Below are 15,431 nucleotides of genomic sequence, written 5' to 3' on the forward strand. Positions count from 1 at the left end.
GCTGCGCCGCCGAACGGGGCAAGCCCCTCGCCACAATGACTGCACTACGGTCCTACACCCCGGTTGCAGCCACCAAAATCGCCGCTTATAGTTCGCCCCGTCGCTGACAGCAGTCGGCGATAGGGTTTCGCAGCCCTACAGCGCAACGGTAACCAAGCTCCATAACAAACGATGGTCGTTTTCACGCCCGCAGTTCGTTTTATGGTGGCTGCGTGTGGGAGACCTTCGGGTCTGCCGGGTTCCTTGTGCCTCGGTCTGCGAACCCGCACGCAGCTACCACCCATTCGATTCGCAGCGAAAAGTAGTAGCTCTTCTTTTATGCACAGGAAGATTTACTTATGACAATGAACAACCCGCCTCGCCGCTTCACCCCCATGTCCCAATTCGCCACCGACTGCCCTGTCTTGTTCATCGATAGCGAAGCTCCGATCCGCGAACTCCATAGTTGCGTCAGCGAACGCCTCAACGCCGTCCTCAAATACCTCAACCTCATGGCCTGCACCAGCCTGCCGGACTACGCCGAGAACGACATCAACACCGTCACCAACATCGCCCGGATCCTGATCCAGGATGTGCGTGATGTATTTCGGGTGATTGAACAGCGTGGGCTTGACGAGAAATAGAGCCGCTGAAACAAGATTAATGTCACCTAAATCGGACTTTTCGGTCTCAAGCCTTAAAAATGTCCGTTATGGCTGACAGTTGATTCGCCCAGATTATCTGCGCCGCGTAAAAACCTCCGGACATAAAAAACCCGCCTCTCGGCGGGTTTCTTATCAACGCTGTTTAACGCTCAGGCTTAGTTAACCTTAGCGTTCAACTCACCCTTCAAATACCGCTGATACATCGCTTCCAACGAGATCGGCTTGATCTTCGAAGCATTACCCGCCGTACCAAACGCTTCATAACGCGCGATACACACATCACGCATCGCCGTCACGGTCGCGCCGAAGAACTTACGCGGATCAAACTCGCTCGGGTTGGTGGCCATCAGGCGACGCATCGCACCGGTGGATGCCAAACGCAGGTCGGTGTCGATGTTGACCTTGCGCACGCCGTGCTTGATGCCTTCGACGATTTCTTCAACCGGGACACCGTAGGTTTCTTTGATGTCGCCGCCGTACTGGTTGATGATCGCCAGCCAGTCTTGTGGCACGGAAGACGAACCGTGCATCACCAGGTGGGTGTTCGGGATGCGTTTGTGGATTTCTTTGATGCGGTCGATGGCCAGCACGTCGCCGGTAGGCGGCTTGGTGAACTTGTAGGCGCCGTGGCTGGTGCCGATGGCGATGGCCAGGGCGTCGACTTGGGTGCGTTTGACGAAGTCAGCGGCTTCTTCCGGGTCGGTCAGCATTTGGCTGTGATCCAGAACGCCTTCGGCGCCGATGCCGTCTTCTTCACCGGCCATGCCGGTTTCCAGCGAACCCAGGCAGCCCAGCTCGCCTTCTACCGAAACGCCGCAGGCGTGAGCCATGGCCACGGTTTGTTGGGTGACGCGGATGTTGTAGTCGTAGTCGGTCGGGGTCTTGCCGTCTTCGCCCAGGGAACCGTCCATCATCACCGAGCTGAAGCCCAGTTGGATGGAGCGCTGGCAGACGTCAGGGCTGGTGCCGTGGTCCTGGTGCATGCACACCGGGATGTGCGGGAATTCTTCGATTGCCGCCAGGATCAGGTGACGCAGGAACGGGGCGCCTGCGTATTTGCGGGCACCGGCCGAAGCCTGGACGATCACCGGGGAGTCAGTCTTGTCAGCGGCTTCCATGATGGCGCGCATCTGTTCAAGGTTGTTGACGTTGAAGGCTGGAACGCCGTAGCCGAACTCGGCTGCGTGGTCCAGCATCTGGCGCATGCTGATAAGTGCCATTGTGTGTGTCTCTCCCGGTTTGGGTCGTTAATCATGCCAGCCTGCCGTAGCGGCGGCGGCTATTCAAGTTATTGCAGATCGGGGGTTGGTCCGGTCCGCTCATTCGGTGTTGCAAAAATCTGTAGAACCTACACAGAACCTTTGTGGGAGCGGGCTTGCTCGCGAATGCGGTTCAACATTCAACATTGATGCAAGCTGACCCGCCGCCTTCGCGAGCAAGCCCGCTCCCACATTGGGTTCTCCGTGAATCAAATCAATCGCCTTACTGCGCTTTACAGCCGCGGCCAATCAAATCGTTGGTGGCGACCCAGTACACCAGGCCTTCCTCACCTTTTACGTGAAACGCCAGCATGTCATTGCTGTAAAGCGACCCTTCGGCGCCCGGCTCAAGCTTCAAGCGGTAGACCTGATCGGCTCCGCCGAGGCGCACGTCGACTTCCTTGCGGCTGTCGTCAGTGTAGCGCCAGAGCACTTTGGCCTGGCTGTCGCAGGTCCAGGTGGTCCAGTTGTCCGTCGATTCGGCAGGCTTGAACAGGTTGAAATTTGAGCAACCTGCCAGCAACGCCAACGCCATGACGGCGATAAAACCTTTCATCCGTGTTCCTCGACCGACGGCGCACGCCGCCGGCCTTGAGTAAAGAGTCAGACCCGTCAAGGGCAGCCACGTTCCTTGGCGGGAGTCTGTGTCTCGTATTTGTCCAGGCCATCCGGCCCGGAGCGCTTGTTGAGCACCGGGTTGGTTTCTGCCTGCCAGTCGGCCTGGTAGCAACCTTTATCCGACGCAGACGGCGCGGGTTCCGGCGTGGCTTTCGGGTTACTCCCGCAAGCCGCCAGGGAACCTGCGACGATCAACAGCGCTAGCGTCCTGACCATGTAAACACTCCTTTGCCTGGTCATTTGGGTGGCCTCAGGCCTTGGCCCGGCTTTCCAGGACTTCAACGGCTGGCAGAACCTTGCCTTCGACGAATTCGAGGAAGGCGCCACCACCGGTAGAAATGTAGGAGATCTGATCGGCAACGCCATGTTTATCGATGGCGGCCAGGGTGTCGCCGCCGCCCGCGATGGAGAACGCCGAGCTTTCAGCGATGGCCTGGGCCAGCACTTTGGTACCGTTACCGAACTGGTCGAATTCGAACACGCCCACCGGGCCGTTCCACAAAATGGTCTTGGACGACTTCAACAGCTCGGCGAAATTCGCCGCGGTCTGTGGGCCGATGTCCAGGATCATATCGTCGGCGGCTACGTCAGCGATCAGCTTGACGGTCGCAGTCGCGCTTTCAGCGAATTCCTTGGCAACCACAACGTCCACTGGCAGCGGCACGCTGACTTTGGCAGCGATGGCTCGGGCGGTGTCCAGCAAATCAGGCTCGTACAGCGACTTGCCCACCGGGTGACCGGCAGCAGCCAGGAAGGTGTTGGCAATGCCGCCGCCAACGATCAACTGGTTGCAGATCTGGCTCAAGCTATTGAGCACGTCGAGTTTGGTCGAGACCTTGGAACCGGCAACGATCGCTGCCATTGGCTGGGCCGGGGCGCCGAGGGCTTTGCCCAGTGCGTCCAGTTCAGCGGCCAGCAACGGACCAGCAGCAGCGACTTTGGCGAACTTGGCCACGCCGTGGGTCGAACCCTCGGCACGGTGAGCGGTGCCGAAGGCGTCCATCACGAACACGTCGCACAGGGCGGCGTATTGCTGGGCCAGTTCGTCAGCGTTCTTTTTCTCGCCTTTGTTGAAGCGTACGTTTTCGAACAGCACGATGTCGCCGGCCTTCACGTCAACGCCGCCCAGGTAGTCGGACACCAGCGGCACTTCGCGGCCCAGGGCCTTGCTCAGGTAGTCGGCGACTGGCTTGAGGCTGTTCTCGGCCGAGAACTCGCCTTCAGTCGGACGGCCAAGGTGCGAACAGACCATCACGGCCGCGCCTTTTTCCAGGGCCAGCTTGATGGTCGGCAGCGAAGCCAGGATACGCGCATCGCTGGTGACAACACCGTCCTTGATTGGGACGTTGAGGTCTTCGCGGATCAGTACGCGCTTACCTTGCAGATCGAGGTCGGTCATCTTCAACACGGTCATGGGTCGCAATTCCTGAGTTACTGTTTTGAAGTAGCTGGTTTTGAAGTAGCTGTTTGCAGATAGTGTTCTGCAACGTCCAGCATTCGGTTGGCAAACCCCCATTCGTTGTCGAACCAGGCCAGGATGTTCACCAGCCGTGGGCCGGAAACACGGGTCTGACTGGCATCGACGATGGCCGAATGTGGGTCATGGTTGAAATCACAACTGGCGTGAGGCAACTCGGTGTAGGCCAGCAGGCCTTTGAGCGGGCCGCTGGTGGCGGCCTCACGCAGAATCCGGTTGACCTCGGTGGCATCGGTGTCGCTCACGGTCTGCATCGTTATGTCGAGGCAAGACACGTTCACCGTCGGCACCCGTACGGCTTTGGCCTGAATTCGCCCGGCAAGTTCCGGCAGCAGGCGTTCGATGCCGCGCGCCAGACCAGTGGACACCGGGATCACCGACTGGAACGCCGAACGGGTCCGGCGCAGGTCTTCGTGGTGATAGGCGTCGATCACCGGCTGATCGTTCATCGCCGAGTGGATGGTGGTGATCGACACGTATTCCAGGCCAATGGCCTGATCCAGCAGGCGCAACAGCGGCACGCCGCAGTTGGTAGTACAGGACGCGTTGGACACCAGCAGTTCGTCGCCGGTCAGGCAATCCTGGTTCACGCCGTAGACGATGGTGGCGTCGACATCTGCTTCGCTGGCCATCGGCTGGGAAAACAGCACGCGTGGGGCGCCGGCGTCAAGGAAACGCTGGCCGTCTTCACGGGTGTGGTAAGCGCCGGAGCACTCCAGCACCAGATCGACGCCCAGGGACGCCCAATCGATGCCTTCGGGGATAGCACTGCGCAGGACCTTCACGCAGTTGCCTTGAATATGCAGACAATCGCCCTCAACCCGCACTTCACCGGGGAAACGCCCGTGAGTAGAGTCGAAGCGTGTCAGGTATTCGATGCTGGCCATGTCAGCCAGATCGTTGATCGCGACAATTTCAAACCCAGCCGTCGAGCCTCGCTCAAACAACGCACGCAAGACGCAACGACCAATCCGGCCGTAGCCGTTGAGTGCAACTTTGTAAGGACGCGGTTGAGGCATGGGGTTCTCGATTACCGTGGTGAATCCGTCAGTGTTGTGGTGATTGGACCAACGCCATCGCGAGCAAGCTCGCTCCCACAGGGAAATGTATTCCAATGTGGGAGCGAGCCTGCTCGCGATGGCGTCAGCCCGGACAACACAACTGTCGGACTTAGTCTTCCAGCAGCTCTTCAGCCTGACCCAGGATGTTTTCCAGGGTGAAGCCGAACTCTTCGAACAAGGCTGGCGCAGGCGCCGACTCGCCGTAGGTGGTCATGCCGATCACGCGACCTTCCAGGCCCACGTATTTGTACCAGTAGTCCGCGTGAGCGGCTTCGATGGCGATACGGGCGCTGACTTGCAACGGCAGGACTGCTTGCTTGTAGCCTGCATCCTGAGCATCGAACACGCTGGTGCACGGCATCGAAACAACCCGCACCTTGCGACCTTGCTCGGTCAGCTTGTCGTAAGCCTGAACCGTCAGGCCCACTTCGGAACCGGTGGAGATCAGGATCAGCTCAGGCTCGCCTGCACAGTCCTTCAACACATAACCGCCACGGGCGATGTCGGCGATCTGGCCGGCATCACGGGTTTGGTGCTGCAGGTTCTGACGCGAGAAGATCAGCGCCGAAGGGCCGTCCTTGCGTTCCAGAGCCAGTTTCCAGCAAACCGCCGATTCAACGGCATCGGCTGGACGCCAGGTGTCGAGGTTCGGGGTGCTGCGCAGGCTGGTCAGTTGCTCGACTGGCTGGTGAGTCGGGCCGTCTTCGCCCAGACCGATGGAGTCGTGGGTGTAGACGAACACCACGCGCTTCTTCATCAGCGAGGCCATACGTACCGCGTTGCGCGCGTATTCCATGAACATCAGGAACGTTGCGCCGTAAGGCACAAGACCGCCGTGCAGGGACACGCCGTTCATGATCGCGCTCATGCCGAACTCGCGAACGCCGTAGTACATGTAGTTGCCGCTGGCGTCTTCAGCCGAGACACCTTTGCAACCTTTCCACAGGGTCAGGTTGGAACCGGCCAGGTCAGCGGAGCCGCCCAGCAGTTCAGGCAACAGCGGGCCGTAGGCATTCAGTGCGTTCTGGCTGGCTTTACGGCTGGCGATGGTTTCGCCTTTGGCCGCGACTTCAGCGATGTAAGCAGACGCTTTTTCAGCGAAGTCAGCCGGCAGTTCGCCGCTCAGACGACGAACCAGTTCGTTGGCCAGCTCAGGGAAAGCAGCGGAGTAAGCAGCGAAACGCTGATCCCACTCGGCTTCGGTCGCGCGACCAGCTTCCTTGGCGTCCCACTCGGCATAAATGTCAGCCGGGATTTCGAACGGTGCGTAGTTCCAGTTCAGCGCCTTGCGGGTCAGAGCGATTTCCGCGTCACCCAACGGGGCGCCGTGGCAGTCTTCTTTACCTTGCTTGTTCGGCGAACCGAAGCCGATCGTGGTCTTGCAGCAGATCAGCGTTGGCTGAGCGCTTTTACGAGCGGTTTCGATCGCAGTCTTGATCTCTTCCGGGTCGTGACCGTCGAGTTGCGGATCACCTGCCAGTTGTAGGCTTCGAAACGTTTCGGCGTGTCATCGGTGAACCAGCCTTCGACTTCGCCGTCGATGGAGATGCCGTTGTCATCGTAGAAAGCAATCAGTTTACCCAGGCCCAACGTACCGGCCAGGGAGCCGACTTCGTGGGAAATACCTTCCATCATGCAGCCATCACCCAGGAACACGTAGGTGTGGTGATCAACGATGTTGTGGCCAGGACGGTTGAACTGCGCCGCCATGACTTTTTCTGCCAGGGCAAAACCTACGCCGTTGGCCAGGCCTTGGCCCAGTGGACCAGTGGTGGTTTCAACGCCCGGGGTGTAGCCGAATTCCGGGTGGCCCGGGGTACGGCTGTGCAGTTGGCGGAAGTTTTTCAGGTCATCGATCGACAGGTCGTAGCCGGTCAGGTGCAGCAACGAGTAAACCAGCATCGAACCATGACCGTTGGACATCACGAAGCGGTCACGGTCGGCGAACGATGGATTGCTCGGGTTGTGCTTCAGGTAGTCACGCCAAAGTACTTCGGCGATATCCGCCATACCCATAGGGGCACCGGGATGGCCGCTGTTGGCTTTTTGCACGGCATCCATGCTGAGGGCACGAATGGCGTTGGCACGCTCACGACGGCTTGGCATCGCTGATCTCCTGGGGTTTGAATAAATTGAAACGGAAAAAAGGCGAGCATTTTCCCTCACCCACCCGCCTCGGGGCAATGACAGATAGTCATCTGGAGGTGTTTTTCCGGTGGATAAAGTCGCATTCGCCTGGTGAAACCTTTCCGCACACGTTTTGTAGGAGGTCCCTTTGCCCGAGAAGTGCCATCTATCGAGCAATATCAAAACTTTTTGATATTGCTCTTGCAGGGTTTTCTGACCGTCACTAGACTGCTGGCCTTATGAATTTACGTGTGCCTTCCATTCAACATGACGATTGCGATGAGCTGGCGGCCCTGTGCAAGGCTGGCGGCGATCCTCTGCGGCTGAATGTATTGCGCGCGCTGGCCAACGATTCGTTTGGCGTGCTGGAGCTGGCGCAGATCTTCGGCATGGGGCAATCCGGCATGAGTCACCACCTCAAGGTGTTGGCCCAGGCTGAACTGGTGGCGACCCGCCGTGAAGGCAACGCGATTTTCTACCGTCGCGCCCTGCCCCACACCGACCTGCTGGGCGGCAAGCTGCACGCAGCCTTGCTGGAAGAAGTGGATAACCTGACCCTGCCGGCCGATGTGCAGTCGCGGATCGGTCAGGTCCATGGGCAACGGGCGGCGGCCAGCCAGGACTTTTTCTCACGGGTAGCGGAGAAGTTTCGCGCCCAGCAAGACTTGATCGCCGGCCTGCCGCAGTACCGCGAAAGCGTGGTGGCGTTGCTCGACAAGCTGAGTTTCAGTGAAGGCGCCACCGCCATTGAAGTTGGCCCTGGCGACGGCGGTTTTCTGCCGGAACTGGCGCGCCGCTTCACCCAGGTGACCGCGCTGGACAACAGCGCGGCGATGCTCGAACTGGCGCGCCAGGTCTGCGAACGTGAAACGCTGACTAATGTCAGCCTGCAATTGGCCGATGCACTGAACGGTGTAAGCCTTACCGCCGATTGCGTTGTACTGAACATGGTGCTTCACCATTTCGCAGCACCGGCCGAAGCACTAAAGCACATGGCCGGTTTGCTGCAACCAGGCGGTAGCCTGTTAGTGACAGAGTTATGTAGCCACAACCAGAGTTGGGCCAGGGAGGCCTGCGGTGATCTGTGGTTGGGGTTTGAACAGGACGATTTGGCCCGTTGGGCCACCGCTGCGGGACTCGTTCCCGGGGAAAGCCTCTATGTAGGCTTACGCAATGGTTTCCAGATCCAGGTCCGCCATTTTCAGCGACCGGCTGGCGACACTCACCATCGGTAAATTCAGGAAAACATCGAGATGAGCGAATACTCCCTCTTCACCTCCGAGTCCGTGTCTGAAGGGCATCCGGATAAAATCGCCGACCAGATTTCCGATGCAGTGCTGGACGCCATCATTGCTGAAGACAAGTTCGCCCGCGTTGCGTGCGAAACCATGGTCAAAACCGGCGTTGCCATCATCGCAGGTGAAGTCACCACGTCGGCCTGGGTCGACCTGGAAGACATCGTCCGTAACGTGATTCTCGATATCGGCTACAACAGCTCCGACGTCGGCTTCGACGGCGCGACCTGCGGCGTGATGAACATCATCGGCAAGCAGTCCCCTGACATCAACCAGGGTGTTGACCGTGCCAAGCCTGAAGATCAGGGTGCCGGCGACCAGGGCCTGATGTTCGGCTACGCCAGCAACGAAACCGACGTGCTGATGCCAGCACCGATCACTTTCTCGCACCAACTGGTTCAGCGCCAGGCCGAAGCCCGTAAATCCGGCCTGCTGCCTTGGCTGCGCCCGGACGCCAAGTCGCAAGTGACTTGCCGTTACGAAGGCGGCAAGGTTGTCGGTATCGACGCTGTTGTTCTGTCGACCCAGCACAACCCTGAAGTGTCGTACAAAGACCTGCGCGAAGGCGTGATGGAGCTGATCGTCAAGCACGTGCTGCCTGCCGAATTGCTGTCCAAGGACACCCAGTTCCACATCAACCCGACTGGCCAGTTCATCATCGGTGGCCCGGTTGGCGACTGCGGCCTGACCGGTCGCAAGATCATCGTCGACAGCTACGGCGGCATGGCTCGCCACGGCGGCGGCGCGTTCTCCGGTAAAGATCCATCGAAGGTTGACCGTTCGGCGGCCTACGCCGGTCGTTACGTGGCCAAGAACATCGTTGCGGCCGGCCTGGCAGAGCGTTGCGAGATTCAGGTTTCCTACGCAATCGGTGTTGCTCAGCCTACGTCGATCTCGTTGAACACCTTCGGCACCGGCAAAATCAGCGACGACAAAATCGTCAAACTGGTTCGCGAAGTGTTCGACCTGCGTCCATACGCAATCACCACCATGCTCGACCTGCTGCACCCGATGTACCAGGAAACTGCAGCGTACGGCCACTTCGGTCGCACTCCGCAAACCAAGACTGTTGGCGAAGATACTTTCACAACCTTCACCTGGGAAAAAACCGACCGCGCCGACGATTTGCGTCTGGCTGCCGGCCTGTAAGACTTTCCTGGCGGTACCAAAAGCCCCGCACGGTTCGCCGTGCGGGGCTTTTTATTGGAACGCGATCAACTGTGGGAGCGGGCTTGCTCGCGAAGAGGCCAGCCAGGTCACCCAGCCACATCCTGCAAAACACCCACCCTTTGCACCTCTCAATATTGACCTAGCCTTCAAGCATCCCAATGAGCAAGGACGCTCAAGATGCTCCCCAACCTGCGCCTGTTTTTCGCCCTTCTACTCATATCCCTCACCGCCAACGCCACTGACTGCCCCGACTGGGCACCCACCCGCGCACAGGCCGAAATCACCGCCCTGCAACAGCAAATCGACCTCTGGGACGAGAGCTACCACCGTGACGGCCGCTCACTGGTTGCCGACGAACTCTACGACCAGTCCCGGGCCCGGCTGACGCATTGGCGCCAGTGCTTCAACCTCGCCCACTCTGCCCAACCGCTACGAACGGCGGCCGGCAAGGTACCTCACCCGATTGCCCACACCGGCCTGGAAAAACTGCACGACGAACGTGCCGTCGCAGCCTGGGTTCGCGACCGCAAGGACATCTGGATTCAACCCAAGGTCGATGGCGTGGCGGTGTCACTGATTTACCGCAACGGCCAGCTGCATCAGGCGATCAGTCGCGGCGACGGAATAAACGGCCAAGACTGGACCGCCTCGGTGCGCCAGATCGCCGATATCCCCCAACAACTCACGCAACCGCTGGATATGTTGCTGCAAGGCGAACTCTATTGGCGCCTGACCGATCACGTACAAGCCAGGGACGGCAGCCTCAATGCCCGCGCCACTGTGGCCGGGCTGATGGCGCGCAAGTCACTGAGTGCCGAGCAAGCTGCCGGGATCGGGTTGTTTGTCTGGGACTGGCCACAAGGTCCGGCAAGCCTGCCGGCCCGGGTAACAGCACTGGATGAGTTGGGTTTTACGATCACCAAACCCTACAGCCAACCGATCAGCACATTTGCCGATGCGCAGCGCTGGCGCGATCACTGGTATCGCTCGCCACTGCCCTTTGCCAGCGACGGCGTTGTCCTGCGCCAGAGCCATCGCCCACCCGCCGAGCGCTGGCAGCCCCGGCCACCTTATTGGAGCGTCGCCTGGAAGTACCCCTTTGCCCAGGCGCTGGCCGAGGTTCGCAAGGTCAACTTCAAGATCGGCCGGACCGGGCGGATCACGCCGGTACTGGAGCTTTCGCCGGTGAAGCTCGATGACCGGCAGGTCAAGCGTGTGAGTGTCAGTTCGCTGCAACGCTGGGAACAATTGGACATTCGCCCCGGCGATCAGGTGGCCATCAGCCTCGCGGGCCTGACCATTCCCAGGCTCGACGGCGTGGTGCTGCGCAGCACTGAACGCCCTGAAGTGAACGCACCGTTGGCGTCGGACTTTCATCCATTGAGCTGCTGGCAGCCGACGCCAGGGTGCGAGAGTCAATTCCTCGCGCGGCTTACCTGGCTCAGCGGCAAGCAGGGGCTGGCCCTGCCCCATGTCGGTCCCGGCACCTGGGAGAAACTTCTCGAAACAGGCCGCCTCAACAGCCTGCTGGATTGGTTGACCCTCGATGCTCAAGAGCTTGCTAACATTGCCGGCTTCGGCGAACGCAGCAGTGCTCGTCTTCTAAACAGTTTTGAAAGTGCACGGCAACAGCCCTTCGCTCGCTGGCTCAAAGCCCTGGGCTTGCCACCGACGGGCCAGGCACAGCTCGCCGATTCATGGCAGGCACTGGCGCAACGCAGCAACGAACAATGGCAGGCCGAGGCAGGCATCGGCCCGGGACGTGCAGCGAAATTGAGCGCGTTTTTCCGCGATCCGCAGGTCCTGGCCTTGAGTGAAACGTTACGCATTGCGGGGATTGACGGTTTTTAGCGACCAACAATGCCTGTCAGCCTGGGAACCCAATGGTGGCGCTGCGCTCAAACAGCCCATTGCCACATCGACCCGATTGCCTCTTCGAATGGAGCTTTTATGAAATTTCTTTCACCGCTCGCCCTGTTGACCCTTTGCAGCGTGCTGGCCGCTCCACTGATGGCTGCTGAAGAAATCCCGGAACTGACCGGCTGCGCGGCCAAGAAACAGGGCATCGTCAACCAGATCGAACAGGCCAAAAGCCGCGGCAATGCCGATCAGCAAGCCGGCCTGGAGACCGCCCTGAGCGAAGTCACCGCCCACTGCACCGACGCCTCCCTGAAGAAGGAACGCGAAAACAAGGTGCTCGACGCCAAGCATGAAGTCAGCACGCGTCAGGCTGATCTCGACAAGGCCATGAAAAAAGGCGATGCCGACAAGATCAACAAACGCAAAGACAAACTCGCCGATTCCCGCAAGGAATTGCAGGATGCGTTGGACGAATTGGATAAGTAAGTTTCCGGCTGCGCCAGGGAGCTTTTGTGGCGAGGGGCTTGCCCCCGCTGGGTCGCGAAGCGGCCCCAAAATCAGCAGACGCGGATAATCAGATAGACCGCGCGGGCCGAATTGACGACTGCTTCGCAGCCGAACGGGGCAAGCCCCCTCGCCACAGGGAATACACACCGCTAGATCAATGATCCCGAAACTGTTTATGGCATGCACTACAGGCATCTTCGACTTTCTGCACTGCCGGCCCAAGATTGCTCGCCTGGTAAGGCTGAACCTTGCTGGCAACCACCAATTCACCGGTGGCGCCTTCAAGGTTGCGGGCCATTTCCTGGAAGCGTGCCTGCTGCTGCCACACATTGTCCTTGGCGCTGGTGTGATCTTCTTCGCGCACCTGCGGGAAATGCTTCCACGGTTCGTGGGACAGCGAATCAAGTTTCACCGCACCATCGGCAAATTTCGGCCCGTCGAACGGAATGCGCCCACGCAACATGCCACCCAGGTCTTCGCCGGTCTTGAGCATTTGCTTGAAAATCGCCTTGCGCTGACCCAACGGCGAGTTCGGGTCAACACCGCCGCAAGCGGACAGGGTCAGGCAGGCCAGCAATACAACAGAAAGTCTTTTAAGAGTCATGGTGGCTTCAGGTCACGGGGAACGGCGGCCAGTATCCTCGCGTCATCGTTAAAGACCAATAGCCCTATTATCAATAAGGGTTGTTTGAGCGCATGGAGCACTCAGGCAACCGTCAAAGGAATTACTCCATGAACAGCCGTTTCAAGGCCTGGCAACATTGCCTGGCCTGGACCCTTCCGATGGTGGCCGTGCTCGCAGGCTGCACCGGGGGCGACAACAAGCCGAAAACCCACGCGCTGGCCACTTACACCAGCGCCACTTGGGATGCGCTACCGGCCGTGTCAGACAACGACCTGGTGGCCGGCTTCGGCTCCTGGCGCAGCGCCTGCACCCGACTCAAGGCCGACCCGGTCTGGGGCTCGACCTGCGCGGCATCCGCGACCGTGCCGCAAACCGCCGATGACATTCGTGGCTTCCTCAAGCAGAACCTGGAGGTCTACGGCCTGCGTGCCGCCAATGACAATCCCAACGGCCTGATCACCGGCTATTACGAGCCCGTGTACCCCGGCAGCCTGACCCAGACTGAAGTGGCAAACATCCCGGTGTACGGCGTGCCCGACGACATGATCATTGTGTCCCTGGACAGCATTTACCCGGAACTCAAGGGCAAACGCCTGCGCGGACGGCTCGAAGGTCGCGTGCTCAAGCCGTATGACGACGCCGCCACCATCGAGAGCAAAGGGGTCAAGGCACCGGTCGTTGCCTGGCTGACCGACCCGATGAACCTGCAATTCCTGCAAATCCAGGGTTCCGGGCGTATCCAGCTCGACGACGGCCGCCAATTGCGCATCGCCTATGCAGACCAGAACGGCCACCCCTATCGACCGATCGGCCGCTGGCTGGTGGATCAGGGTGAACTGAAGAAAGAAGACGTGACCATGGGCGCTATCAGCACTTGGGCTAAAGCGAACCCGTCTCGTATTCCGCAACTGCTGGGCAGCAACCCGAGCTACGTGTTTTTCACCCGTAATCCAGACAGCAATGAAGGCCCGCGTGGCTCGCTGAACGTGCCACTGACTGCGGGTTACAGCGCAGCGGTGGATCGCAAGGTGATTCCGCTGGGCAGCCTGTTGTGGTTATCGACCACTAAACCGGACGGCACCGCACTGGTACGCCCGGTGGCAGCTCAAGATACCGGCGGTGCGATTGCTGGCGAGGTTCGCGCGGACTTGTTCTGGGGCACAGGCGAGGCGGCCGGGCAACTGGCCGGGGACATGAAACAGCAAGGGCAGATCTGGATGTTGTGGCCAAAAGGCGCAGCATTACCGCAAGTGCCGCAGGTGGCTGATGCGGTGAAACCTTGAGCCATCTATTGGCAGTTAGATAGCTATCGCGAGCAAGCTCGCTCCCACAGGGAAATGCATTCCAATGTGGGAGCGAGCCTGCTCGCGATGAGGCCAGGACAGACACCGATGATTCTGGCTAAAACGCCTCAGATCGACACAAAAAAGAAACTGGCAATCAACCCCATCCCCACAAACCACACCAGCGACCGCAAGATCGCCCAATCCGCCAGGTAGCAAATGATGTACAGCAGGCGACTGGTGATAAACATCACCGCCAGCACGTTGACCGTCACCAACTGCGCCGTCCCCACCAAATGCGCCACGATCACCGCCGCCGCAAACGCCGGTGTCACTTCGAAGCTATTCAACTGCGCCGCATGTGCACGCCTGCCCAAACCATTCAGCGACTCGAGAAAGTCCCGGGGATCATGGTTGTCTTTGAGATTGAACCCGCCACTGGCCTTGGCGACGCCCGTGCAGATATAGGGCAGGAAAATCGCAATCATCACGCACCACAGAGCAACCGTCATAAAGCAGTCCTTTCTTCAGTTTTTAGAAATTCGGGGGCCAGTCAAAACTTCATCACCAGCATGCCGATCAGTACCAACCCGCAAGCTAAGAGCCGTGGCCGGCCGAAAGGTTCTTTCAGATACCGCATGCCGAACAGCACCACCAGAATCACACTGATCTCACGCAGCGCCGCCGCTTCGGCAATCGAGCCCAGTTGCATCGCCCACAGCACCAAAGCGTAGCTGAACAACACACAGAACCCGACCGCCAACCCCAGTCGCCACTGTTCACGCCAGAACAGCATGAACGCTCGTCGCTTACGCACCAGTGCCAGCAACGGGAACGGCCAGGCGCTGAGCAACGTGACCCAGACCAAATAGTCCAGCGGATGAGACCAGCGCCGTAACGCCTGGCCATCGATGAAGGTGTAGCAGCCGATACACAGGCCGATCAACGCCACCACCGGCAGCATCGACCACGGCAGCCGCGCACCGCCACCACCCTGCCAGAGCAGGCACAGCATGCCGAACGGGATCAGCAAAATGCCGAAGATCTGCTGATTCGTCAGCACTTCGCCGGCAAAGATCAGCGTCAACGCCAGCACCACCAGTGGTGACAGACCGCGCATCAGCGGATAGACCAGCCCCAGGTCACCGACCCGATAGGCCTGAATCAGCAAGTAGCGATAGAGCAACTCGAACGCTGCCGACGCCAGAATCCACGGCCAGATTTCTATCGGTGGCAGATTCACGAACGGCAACATCACCGCGACAAACAGCATCGCCACCGAGTCCATGCAAGCCACTACCAGCAACCGTTCGGCGCTGAATTTGATCAGGGTATTCCACGCCGCGTGCAACAGCGCCGCCACCAATACCAACGCCGTCGCAAGCACGGCTTACTCCTTTTTATGTTCCCCACACACCCGTAGGAGCTGCCGAAGGCTGCGATCTTTTGATCTTAAAAAAGCCAACATCAAAAGATCGCAGCCTTCGGCAGCTCCTACAGGGGAA

At 59.5% G+C, this 15,431-nt stretch carries 14 protein-coding genes and 1 pseudogene; 6 read left to right on the plus strand and 9 right to left on the minus strand.

The window, feature by feature from the left end; translation table 11 throughout:
- Window positions 1-338 precede the first annotated feature (338 nt).
- Complete coding sequence (locus RHM58_RS05905) at window positions 339-623, plus strand: fructose-bisphosphate aldolase (RefSeq protein ID WP_201256418.1); 285 nt, start codon at window positions 339-341, stop codon at window positions 621-623.
- A gap of 176 nt (window positions 624-799) precedes the next feature.
- On the opposite strand, the gene fba is transcribed toward RHM58_RS05905, so the two are convergent.
- The 6 genes and pseudogenes from fba to tkt form a co-directional block, all read right to left on the minus strand.
- Window positions 800-1,864, minus strand: a complete 1,065-nt coding sequence (gene fba, locus RHM58_RS05910; RefSeq protein WP_054044249.1) for a class II fructose-bisphosphate aldolase — start codon at window positions 1,862-1,864, stop codon at window positions 800-802.
- A 262-nt stretch (window positions 1,865-2,126) separates the two neighbouring features.
- Entirely contained in the window at window positions 2,127-2,459 is a 333-nt protein-coding gene (locus RHM58_RS05915) for an MliC family protein (protein ID WP_131060609.1), read from the minus strand.
- A 56-nt stretch (window positions 2,460-2,515) separates the two neighbouring features.
- Complete coding sequence (locus RHM58_RS05920) at window positions 2,516-2,737, minus strand: hypothetical protein (RefSeq protein ID WP_201198471.1); 222 nt, start codon at window positions 2,735-2,737, stop codon at window positions 2,516-2,518.
- Between the two features lie 34 nt (window positions 2,738-2,771).
- Window positions 2,772-3,935 carry a phosphoglycerate kinase gene (locus RHM58_RS05925; protein ID WP_322269862.1) on the minus strand — a complete coding sequence of 388 codons (1,164 nt, stop codon included), beginning with the start codon at window positions 3,933-3,935 and terminating at the stop codon, window positions 2,772-2,774.
- Window positions 3,936-3,952: 17 nt separating this feature from the next.
- The gene (gene epd, locus RHM58_RS05930; protein ID WP_201198475.1) at window positions 3,953-5,017 is read right to left on the minus strand and encodes an erythrose-4-phosphate dehydrogenase; all 1,065 of its coding nucleotides are present in this window, start codon (window positions 5,015-5,017) and stop codon (window positions 3,953-3,955) included.
- Between the two features lie 151 nt (window positions 5,018-5,168).
- Window positions 5,169-7,165, minus strand: a pseudogene (gene tkt / locus RHM58_RS05935) (transketolase).
- Window positions 7,166-7,425: 260 nt separating this feature from the next.
- On the opposite strand from tkt, the gene RHM58_RS05940 reads away from it, so the two are divergent.
- From RHM58_RS05940 to RHM58_RS05955, 4 genes are all read left to right on the plus strand, one after another.
- Complete coding sequence (locus tag RHM58_RS05940; protein WP_201198484.1) at window positions 7,426-8,421, plus strand: ArsR/SmtB family transcription factor; 996 nt, start codon at window positions 7,426-7,428, stop codon at window positions 8,419-8,421.
- A gap of 18 nt (window positions 8,422-8,439) precedes the next feature.
- A complete protein-coding gene (gene metK, locus RHM58_RS05945) occupies window positions 8,440-9,630 on the plus strand; it encodes a methionine adenosyltransferase (protein ID WP_123404278.1) in 1,191 nt (396 codons plus the stop codon).
- A gap of 198 nt (window positions 9,631-9,828) precedes the next feature.
- Window positions 9,829-11,502 carry an NAD-dependent DNA ligase LigB gene (gene ligB / locus RHM58_RS05950; RefSeq protein WP_201256721.1) on the plus strand — a complete coding sequence of 558 codons (1,674 nt, stop codon included), beginning with the start codon at window positions 9,829-9,831 and terminating at the stop codon, window positions 11,500-11,502.
- A 99-nt stretch (window positions 11,503-11,601) separates the two neighbouring features.
- The gene (locus tag RHM58_RS05955; RefSeq protein WP_201198486.1) at window positions 11,602-11,997 is read left to right on the plus strand and encodes a DUF1090 domain-containing protein; all 396 of its coding nucleotides are present in this window, start codon (window positions 11,602-11,604) and stop codon (window positions 11,995-11,997) included.
- Between the two features lie 175 nt (window positions 11,998-12,172).
- Here the strand turns inward: RHM58_RS05955 and RHM58_RS05960 are convergent, their stop codons facing one another.
- Window positions 12,173-12,622, minus strand: coding sequence for a c-type cytochrome (locus tag RHM58_RS05960; protein ID WP_201198488.1), 450 nt, complete (start codon window positions 12,620-12,622; stop codon window positions 12,173-12,175).
- A 128-nt stretch (window positions 12,623-12,750) separates the two neighbouring features.
- Here RHM58_RS05960 and RHM58_RS05965 point away from each other — a divergent pair, with 128 nt between their 5' ends.
- Window positions 12,751-13,926 (plus strand): murein transglycosylase A, encoded by a 1,176-nt coding sequence (locus tag RHM58_RS05965; protein WP_201198489.1) that lies wholly within the window; start codon window positions 12,751-12,753, stop codon window positions 13,924-13,926.
- A gap of 128 nt (window positions 13,927-14,054) precedes the next feature.
- Here RHM58_RS05965 and RHM58_RS05970 read toward each other — a convergent pair whose 3' ends face one another.
- Window positions 14,055-14,438 (minus strand): MAPEG family protein, encoded by a 384-nt coding sequence (locus tag RHM58_RS05970; protein ID WP_201256720.1) that lies wholly within the window; start codon window positions 14,436-14,438, stop codon window positions 14,055-14,057.
- Window positions 14,439-14,479: 41 nt separating this feature from the next.
- The gene (locus RHM58_RS05975) at window positions 14,480-15,313 is read right to left on the minus strand and encodes an EamA family transporter (protein WP_201198491.1); all 834 of its coding nucleotides are present in this window, start codon (window positions 15,311-15,313) and stop codon (window positions 14,480-14,482) included.
- Window positions 15,314-15,431 lie beyond the last annotated feature (118 nt).

The sequence above is a fragment of the Pseudomonas sp. 10S4 genome (genome assembly GCF_034344865.1).
Classification (GTDB): Bacteria; Pseudomonadota; Gammaproteobacteria; order Pseudomonadales; family Pseudomonadaceae; genus Aquipseudomonas.

What these genes read in the sequence shown, in the direction of transcription:
- RHM58_RS05970 (WP_201256720.1), bottom strand. Translation starts at nt 14,438, where the DNA reads ATGACGGTTGCTCTGTGGTGCGTGATGATTGCGATTTTCCTGCCCTAT.
- fba (WP_054044249.1), bottom strand. Translation starts at nt 1,864, where the DNA reads ATGGCACTTATCAGCATGCGCCAGATGCTGGACCACGCAGCCGAGTTC.
- RHM58_RS05940 (WP_201198484.1), top strand. Translation starts at nt 7,426, where the DNA reads ATGAATTTACGTGTGCCTTCCATTCAACATGACGATTGCGATGAGCTG.
- ligB (WP_201256721.1), top strand. Translation starts at nt 9,829, where the DNA reads ATGCTCCCCAACCTGCGCCTGTTTTTCGCCCTTCTACTCATATCCCTC.
- RHM58_RS05955 (WP_201198486.1), top strand. Translation starts at nt 11,602, where the DNA reads ATGAAATTTCTTTCACCGCTCGCCCTGTTGACCCTTTGCAGCGTGCTG.
- RHM58_RS05920 (WP_201198471.1), bottom strand. Translation starts at nt 2,737, where the DNA reads ATGGTCAGGACGCTAGCGCTGTTGATCGTCGCAGGTTCCCTGGCGGCT.
- RHM58_RS05915 (WP_131060609.1), bottom strand. Translation starts at nt 2,459, where the DNA reads ATGAAAGGTTTTATCGCCGTCATGGCGTTGGCGTTGCTGGCAGGTTGC.
- epd (WP_201198475.1), bottom strand. Translation starts at nt 5,017, where the DNA reads ATGCCTCAACCGCGTCCTTACAAAGTTGCACTCAACGGCTACGGCCGG.
- RHM58_RS05925 (WP_322269862.1), bottom strand. Translation starts at nt 3,935, where the DNA reads ATGACCGTGTTGAAGATGACCGACCTCGATCTGCAAGGTAAGCGCGTA.
- metK (WP_123404278.1), top strand. Translation starts at nt 8,440, where the DNA reads ATGAGCGAATACTCCCTCTTCACCTCCGAGTCCGTGTCTGAAGGGCAT.
- RHM58_RS05965 (WP_201198489.1), top strand. Translation starts at nt 12,751, where the DNA reads ATGAACAGCCGTTTCAAGGCCTGGCAACATTGCCTGGCCTGGACCCTT.
- RHM58_RS05905 (WP_201256418.1), top strand. Translation starts at nt 339, where the DNA reads ATGACAATGAACAACCCGCCTCGCCGCTTCACCCCCATGTCCCAATTC.
- RHM58_RS05960 (WP_201198488.1), bottom strand. Translation starts at nt 12,622, where the DNA reads ATGACTCTTAAAAGACTTTCTGTTGTATTGCTGGCCTGCCTGACCCTG.